Raw genomic sequence first — 7,041 nt, 5'->3', positions numbered from 1 at the left:
GGTGCGGCCGACCTTATCCGGCGCAATTAATACCCCGGATAATATCCCGGATAGCAGGCGCCGTAGTAGCCGTAGTAGCCGGTGGCATAGTAGGGGTTGCAGTAATACAACAACGGCAGGCCTAGACCGAAGAAGAACGCATTGCCGCTGCCGTTGAAGAAACGACGGTGGAAGAAGCGGCCATCACGGAAGCCGTGGAAACTGCGGAATCCGTGCATACCATGGAAGCCGCCGAAGCCGCCCATGCCGGGGAAGCCCCCAAAGCCATGAAAGCCGCCGAAGCCGCCATGGAAGCCACCGAAGCCGCCATGGAAGCCACCGAAGCCGCCATGGAAGCCACCGAAGCCGCCATGGAAGCCGCCAAAGCCACCACCGCCGTGGCCGCCACCAAAGCCGCCGCCACCGCGGACGAATTGCAAGCTGCCGGAATCTACCGGCGACGGGTCGCTTTGCCGGTGTATGAGGACGGCAGGCTGCAGGCTACCCTGGTCTGCCGCGTTGACCGTCGGGGCGATTTCGGGAATGGAGCTGGGAATGCTCTCGGCAAACGCCGGCGCGCCGTAGAGCGCTCCAATGCTCAGCAACCCCGAACATGCGAGTGTTGAGAGATAGCGTTTCATTGTCTTCTCCAGGAAAATGGTCCGTGGAGCTCAAGCCTGCGATGATCGTGGGGAAGGATGGGCCTTAAGCGATGATCGTGGAGGCGGGGCCTCTATCGGATTCTCGGGGTGAACGCATCACGAACAAAAAAGTTCCACCCGCTTGTGGCACGCAAAAAGGAGCCCGCCGCCTCAGGGTGAGACGACGGGCCATGCTTAGTTCATGAGAGTGTCTAGTTCCGGTTCTCTCGGATCATCCAGCGATGCTCTCACGATTTGTGATGATGGTGATGATGGCCACCACCGGTCACCGGGATCTTATTCCCGTTGCCATTGTTGTTGCCATTGTTCGAGCCGGAGTTGTTATTTCCATTATCGCGGCCGTTGTTGGAGCCGGAGTTGTTGTTGCCGTTGTTGTTTCCATTGCCATTGCCGGAATTGTGGTTACCGTTGCCTACCCCGTTGTTATTTCCGCTGTTGTTGTTGCCGTTGCCATTTCCGTTATCGGAACCTGTATTGTTGTTGCCGTTGTTGTTTCCATTTCCAGACCCGGAGTTGCCGTTGCCATTGCCATTGCCGTTGTTCGATCCGGCACTCTGGCCGCCGCCATCATGTTTGCCGGCATATGCGCCTTCAACGCCCCAAGCGGCCATGGCAAGAACAGCAATCGAAGTGAGAAGAAGCTTCTTCATGTCGAGTTCCTTTCCTTGATTAATCGACAAAGAAAATTTGATGACAGAACGATCTACCGCCCCCGCAACAGGCGCTATTCTCGATCTTTTCTATTTTTCATTATTGACTGACGGGGTTCAATTCGGGGATTCTACTAATCCGCTCCCGGTGAAGCCCCTCGCTTGCAGAAAACATTGAAGGGGCAATCCTGACAACGGCGCGCTCGCACAAGTTGAAACTGACCAGTAAAAGCGGATGGCCTGAAAGGCGAAAAACCCGCCCCGGCGAACCGGAGCGGGCGGACCCTGATCACGACGAAACTGCTCTACCTCTGAAGGTAGATCTTAGCACATTCTCATTTTAGTTCGCGTCAGGGAAAACGGCAGCGATCCACGAGCGCTGTGCGAAACTGTTCGTCGGTGACATTTGGCTTCAATCTGCGATCTGCTAGCTCACATTGTTCCCAGGTTCCTTTTAGCCGAGGAGCAACAGACAAAGCACGCGATGACTTGGACGATGAAAGTTTGCACTTCATCGAATAGTTTCCCACCAGGTGACCAGCGTGGCAATGAAATCGGAGGAAGAGTGAACACCTTCCGAAATCAGGCCGATACTGCCCGTCATGAAGCCAATTGCAAATTTCCCGACGGCGAGCGACGCGCTGACAGCATCGAGATCAGCGCAACGCGCTCTTTGTCCTTTCGCATGGGTGTATCATTCTCCGGGAAGGCATTGGCGGGGCCAATCGCCAGAGGTTTGTGGACCTGCAGAGACAGCCAAAGGCTGTCCGAACGCGCCACGCGGCATCCGCGAGCATGTTGACGCGCTCCCGCTTGCGGGCGGTTGCTACTCCCCGATGCGGCCTTGATAGCAATAAGAGGCAAATAAGTCCAATATATCAATAGTTTGCTATTGATACCTGATTGCAACTGTCGATCCGTCGCATTGATACCAAGCGGCAAGAATGCGGCTGGCCATTCCGCGGCCTCCCGGGCGGTCGCTACGATTATCCCAGTTGGCTGACGGGCGGCAGAAACACGGCGGGCCCGACCATTCAGTCCTTGACGAGATGGATCTTGTCGAGCGCTGTCCGCAGTCCATGGACAAGCTTGGTCACCTCATCATTCGCCCAGAAGTGCATGAAGAACAGCCGCGGCTCGTCGTCGAGCATGTGGTTGTGCAGCGCCGTCACCTCGATGCCGTTCTTGCGCAAGGCCCGCAGCACCGGCTCGACCTCCGACGCGATGAGCACGAAATCGCCAGTGACCGCCGCCCTGCCATTGCCGGTCGCCTGGAAGTTGATGGCGATCGCGGACCCCATGGCTTCCGGGACGTCCATGCCGCCGTCCGTGATCTTTTCCGACCGCGGAATGCTGACCTGATAGACGCCTCCGTTCACCTTGCCCTTGTAGCCGAGCGTCTGGTCGATAACGACCATGTCGAGATCGACGGTCGTCGAAGGCGATGCGGCACTCGCTCCTCTGTCGGAGAGTGGCGTGCGGCTTTCCTTAAGCGCGTCATGCAGACTCGCGGCCAGCTTCACTGGATCACCGCGCCCTAGAACATGCATGTACATGATGGCCGGGTCGGAGCGCAGCAGGTGATTGTGGAGCGCCGTGACCTCGATGCCGTTTTCGATCAGCGTCATCATCACCGGATTGACCTCCGGCGGGGTTAGCACGAGGTCGCCCATGACCATCGCTTCGTGGTCGGTCATGGGTCTGAACGCCAGCCAAGAGCCGAGTGCCAGAGCTGGCTTGAGCTGCACGCCGTCGAGAACGACCTTCAGGTCCGAGCGAGGCAGCCCGACGCGGTAGATGCCGCCTGGCACCAGCGCGCCGGAGCTGCCGAGCGCCTTTCCAACTGCCGTCCAGTCAGGCTCTGCGTGGGCCTGGTTCGCAAGGGATAGGAGCAGAACAACGCCAACTGGGAGTTTCGATAGCATCACGGTCTCCGATCGCCCCCGATCCAACCAAGGTCCCCACAGGCCTCAGACCACTGTAGGCCCCATAGCCGGTGGCCAGCTATGCGTTTCAGCTTTGCGCCGCGTGGCCCAGGCGTAGAGCGCGTCGTAGATTACAAAGCCGTGCCGCAGCACCTCATGGTCGTCGGGTGTCACGTCCCGCAGCCCCATCGAAATCGCCAGAAGGCCAGCCGACTGCGGTGTGAGGTCGTGTCGATCGGTATCGGCACCGCGGACGATCGCGGCGATCGTCAGAATGGCCGGATCGTGGTCGAGGCGGTGCATTGCAACGAAGGCGTCGAAACTGCAGCCCTCGCCGACATGCGTGTATTCGACGCCGGGCACGTCGAACGGGATGGCCCCGGTTTCCTCGGCGGTCTTAATCACCAAGTCCGATGGTACGAAGAGGAACTCCGGGTCGCGGTCGATGAACCTCGTCACTAGCCAGGGGCAGGCGATGCGGTCGATGACCGGGCGTTCGCGTGTAACCCATTTCATGGTTTCATCTCCCTTCAGTTTGTGGCAGCGGCACGGTGTGTGCGCTCATGGCGTGCCAAGCGGTGACGGCCGCCAAGTTGTGCGCGTTGATCCCGCGCCGGCGAAGCTCGTCGACAACGAGCCTGCCGCGCAGGTCCTCCTCCACACTCACTGTCTGTTCGACGCCTGTCGGCGTGGCGCAGGCCGAATCGGAGAGTAAATGCCCGACCGTGGGGCGTCGCAACCGACGTAGTGGCTGGCCAGCGGTTCGGAGAGACCGTCAAGGCGGTGCGGCTTGAAAGGGAGGGGATGATCAGGTGCATGGCGTCCTCGATTTGGGTACGCAACGTCTCGAATGCTACGCCTCAATCGTGCATGATACAAGTGTTGCATCAGTCCGAATTGATGATACGGTAGAGACATGGCCGATGACTTGACGTCTGCGGAGCAGCGCTGGCTGTTCCTGATCCACCAACTGCCGAGCAAGCCAGCCTACTTCCGGGTCAAAATCTGGCGTCGCCTGCAAGGGATCGGCGCGATCGCGGTCAAGAGCACGGTCTACGCGCTGCCTGCGAACGCCGAGACGCAGGAAGACTTCGAATGGCTCCTGAAGGAGATCGTCGAGGGTGGCGGCGAGGCGTTTGTATGCGAGGCGCGGCTCATCGATGGCCTTTCCGACGTCCAAGCACGTGCGCTCTTCGATGCCGCGCGCGACGAGGACTTCGAGAAAATTGCCAAGGAAACGCGGACGCTGTTGGCCCGGGTCGGGAACAGTGCGCCGCTCGAGGAAGGAGCCGATGCCCGCGCACTGGCCAGTCGTCTGCGCAAGCGGCTCACGGATATCGCAGCGATCGACTTCTTTGGCGCGACCGCTCGCCTCTCGGCCGAGAGCCTGGTCGCGGAACTGGAGCGCCGGCTCACAGAGGATACCGACATGACCAAGGACTTGCCAGAAGCGCCTCTGCCGTTGGCGGGCGATCTCAAGGGACGCATTTGGGTCACGCGCAAGGGCGTGCATGTCGACCGCATCGCCTGCAGTTGGCTGATCCGTCGATTCATCGATCCCGACGCGGCCATCCGCTTCGTTCCGGGCAAGGGCTATGCTCCGGAAGCGGGAGAGCTGCGCTTCGACATGTTCGAAGGCGAGTTCACCCATGAAGGCGACCGCTGCAGCTTTGAGGTCCTTCTGAATCGGGCCCACATCAATGACCCGGCGCTTCAGGCCATCGCCGAGATTGTTCACGACATCGACCTGAAAGACACGAAGTTCGGTCGGGAGGAGACGAGCGGCATTGCCAGTCTCATCGCCGGAATCTGCGTCGCGAACCCTGAGGACGAGCAGCGGATCGCCCAAGGCGCACCTGTCTTCGACAACCTCTACCAGTATTTCCGCGCCAAAGGCGGATGACGCGCAGGAACGAAGCCATGGGCAAGATTGGCGACCTATGTACCGCTCCGGACCGACACTCCGGTATCCCTACCCATGGGATTTCGTTCGGCGAAGCGGTTCGCGTCTGGGCACGTGTCGCCGCCCTGAGCTTCGGTGGTCCCGCCGGGCAGATCGCGATCATGCACCGCATCCTTGTCGACGAGAAGCGCTGGATCGGAGAGGTCAGATTCCTCCACGCCCTCAACTACTGCATGTTGCTGCCGGGACCCGAGGCCCAGCAGTTGGCGGTCTATTTCGGCTGGCTGCTCCACAAGACGAAGGGCGGCCTCGTTGCCGGCGCGCTGTTCGTGCTTCCGGGCTTCCTGTCGATACTGGCGCTGAGCTACATCTACGCCGTGTTCGGCAATGTCGGCATTGTCGAAGGTCTCTTCTTCGGGCTCAAGGCAGCGGTGCTGACCATCGTAGTGCAGGCCGTGGTCCGGATAGGCCAGCGTGCCCTGCGGAACACCGTCATGGTAGCGATCGCGGTCGCGGCATTCGTCGCGATCTTTTTTTTCCGTCTGCCCTTTCCACTCATCATTCTCGCCGCCGGGCTGGCCGGATACATCGGGGGTCGCACGGGATCGCCGCTCTTCCGTCTCGGCGGCGGACACAATGCTGGTGACAATGCGCTGATGGACAAGGATTCGGCTCTAGGCGAGGACACGCCGCGGCACGCGCGTCCGAACCTCGCCTGGTCGTTGAAGATATCCGGAATCTTTCTCCTGCTATGGCTGCTCCCCGTTGCGATTTGCCTCGCTCTGCTGGGGGGCGACAGCGTGTTCAGCCAGATCGCGGTGTTCTTCAGCCAGATGGCGATGGTGACATTCGGCGGTGCCTACGCCGTGCTGGCCTATGTCGCGCAGGAGGCTGTTCAACACTACGGATGGCTGCGGCCAGGGGAGATGCTGGACGGGCTGGGGATGGCCGAAACGACGCCGGGTCCCCTAATCATGGTTGTCCAGTTCGTCGGCTTCATGGGCGCGTTTCGCGATCCAGGCCCCCTCAATCCGATGGTGGCTGGGACTCTGGGAGCGATGCTGACCACTTGGGTTACCTTCGTGCCATGCTTCCTGTGGATATTCCTGGGCGCGCCGTACATCGAGGTTCTGCGGGGTAATGCGGCGCTGACCGGAGCGATGTCGGCGATAACCGCCGCGGTCGTCGGCGTGGTCATGAACCTGGCCACATGGTTCGCACTGCACACGCTGTTCGGGCAACTGAGCCCATGGCTTGGCTACGGCGTTCTCGTCGACGTACCCGTCTGGCAGACAGCGAATGTTCCGGCCATCGTGCTGACCCTCGCCGCCGCCATCGCCACGTTGAGATTCGGCGCGAGAATGATCCCGACGCTCTTGGCCTGTTCGATCGCGGGAATGGTCTGGTACCTCGCAGGCGGCAATGTCTAACGGACGACCTCCCTACCTTCTCGATGCGCGTCCTGATCTCCACTGGCGGCCATGGACAGTCCCTCGTCCTGAAGTAGCGCCAACTACCCGACGCCAGGCGGGCTGCACCTGCGAAGGTCGCGGCAGAGCTTGCGATATTGCCCGGCTTTCGGTCGCCGGCAATGTGGTGTTCCGCTTGTCGGTAGAGGGCATTGGTGGTTATTTTGCAGTTGGCCCAACGATACCTGGAATGCATAGCCCCTCGGATGGTGGATCATGCTCAGTGCCGGTGAAGTCGACGTCAAGATAAGAAGACTATTCATCGCGAACCGAGCCTGGCTTACTTACCTGATATTCGGTGGTGCCTATGCGGCACTCTTCGCTCTTGGCGTGTTGATTTCCGCCAGGAACTGACCCGGGATTTCCGCCGAGAATTGACCCGCCTTTCAGGTATGTTTCGGTTCGGTGGTGGTGGTCAAGGTCCTGCTTTTCTCCTTCGTGGTTTTGGTCTCA

General features: G+C 60.2%; 6 protein-coding genes and 1 riboswitch. Of the genes, 2 read left to right on the top strand and 4 right to left on the bottom strand.

Annotated elements, in window-relative coordinates; all coding sequences use genetic code 11:
• Positions 1 to 26: 26 nt before the first annotated feature.
• From ABLE85_RS23705 to ABLE85_RS23690, 4 genes are all read right to left on the bottom strand, one after another.
• Positions 27 to 620, bottom strand: coding sequence for a hypothetical protein (locus ABLE85_RS23705; protein ID WP_348795167.1), 594 nt, complete (start codon positions 618 to 620; stop codon positions 27 to 29).
• Positions 621 to 868: 248 nt separating this feature from the next.
• On the bottom strand, positions 869 to 1,291 hold the full coding sequence (locus ABLE85_RS23700; protein WP_348795166.1) for a hypothetical protein: 423 nt from the start codon (positions 1,289 to 1,291) through the stop codon (positions 869 to 871).
• A 750-nt stretch (positions 1,292 to 2,041) separates the two neighbouring features.
• Positions 2,042 to 2,138, bottom strand: a riboswitch (yybP-ykoY riboswitch).
• A 187-nt stretch (positions 2,139 to 2,325) separates the two neighbouring features.
• Positions 2,326 to 3,216 (bottom strand): DUF1259 domain-containing protein, encoded by an 891-nt coding sequence (locus tag ABLE85_RS23695; protein WP_348795165.1) that lies wholly within the window; start codon positions 3,214 to 3,216, stop codon positions 2,326 to 2,328.
• A gap of 45 nt (positions 3,217 to 3,261) precedes the next feature.
• The gene (locus ABLE85_RS23690) at positions 3,262 to 3,732 is read right to left on the bottom strand and encodes a chromate resistance protein ChrB domain-containing protein (protein ID WP_348795164.1); all 471 of its coding nucleotides are present in this window, start codon (positions 3,730 to 3,732) and stop codon (positions 3,262 to 3,264) included.
• Between the two features lie 400 nt (positions 3,733 to 4,132).
• Here ABLE85_RS23690 and ABLE85_RS23685 point away from each other — a divergent pair, with 400 nt between their 5' ends.
• On the top strand, positions 4,133 to 5,119 hold the full coding sequence (locus ABLE85_RS23685) for a chromate resistance protein ChrB domain-containing protein (RefSeq protein WP_348795163.1): 987 nt from the start codon (positions 4,133 to 4,135) through the stop codon (positions 5,117 to 5,119).
• 17 nt (positions 5,120 to 5,136) lie between these two features.
• Entirely contained in the window at positions 5,137 to 6,549 is a 1,413-nt protein-coding gene (chrA, locus tag ABLE85_RS23680; RefSeq protein WP_348795162.1) for a chromate efflux transporter, read from the top strand.
• Positions 6,550 to 7,041: the final 492 nt, after the last annotated feature.

It is taken from the genome of Mesorhizobium sp. KR1-2 (genome assembly GCF_040045035.1).
Lineage (GTDB): Bacteria > Pseudomonadota > Alphaproteobacteria > Rhizobiales > Rhizobiaceae > Pseudaminobacter.
This window is presented reverse-complemented; position numbering and strand designations above follow the sequence as displayed.

Excerpts from the sequence above, each read along its gene's own strand:
- ABLE85_RS23705 (WP_348795167.1), bottom strand. The coding sequence starts at position 620 with ATGAAACGCTATCTCTCAACACTCGCATGTTCGGGGTTGCTGAGCATT.
- ABLE85_RS23700 (WP_348795166.1), bottom strand. The coding sequence starts at position 1,291 with ATGAAGAAGCTTCTTCTCACTTCGATTGCTGTTCTTGCCATGGCCGCT.
- ABLE85_RS23695 (WP_348795165.1), bottom strand. The coding sequence starts at position 3,216 with ATGCTATCGAAACTCCCAGTTGGCGTTGTTCTGCTCCTATCCCTTGCG.
- ABLE85_RS23690 (WP_348795164.1), bottom strand. The coding sequence starts at position 3,732 with ATGAAATGGGTTACACGCGAACGCCCGGTCATCGACCGCATCGCCTGC.
- ABLE85_RS23685 (WP_348795163.1), top strand. The coding sequence starts at position 4,133 with ATGGCCGATGACTTGACGTCTGCGGAGCAGCGCTGGCTGTTCCTGATC.
- chrA (WP_348795162.1), top strand. The coding sequence starts at position 5,137 with ATGGGCAAGATTGGCGACCTATGTACCGCTCCGGACCGACACTCCGGT.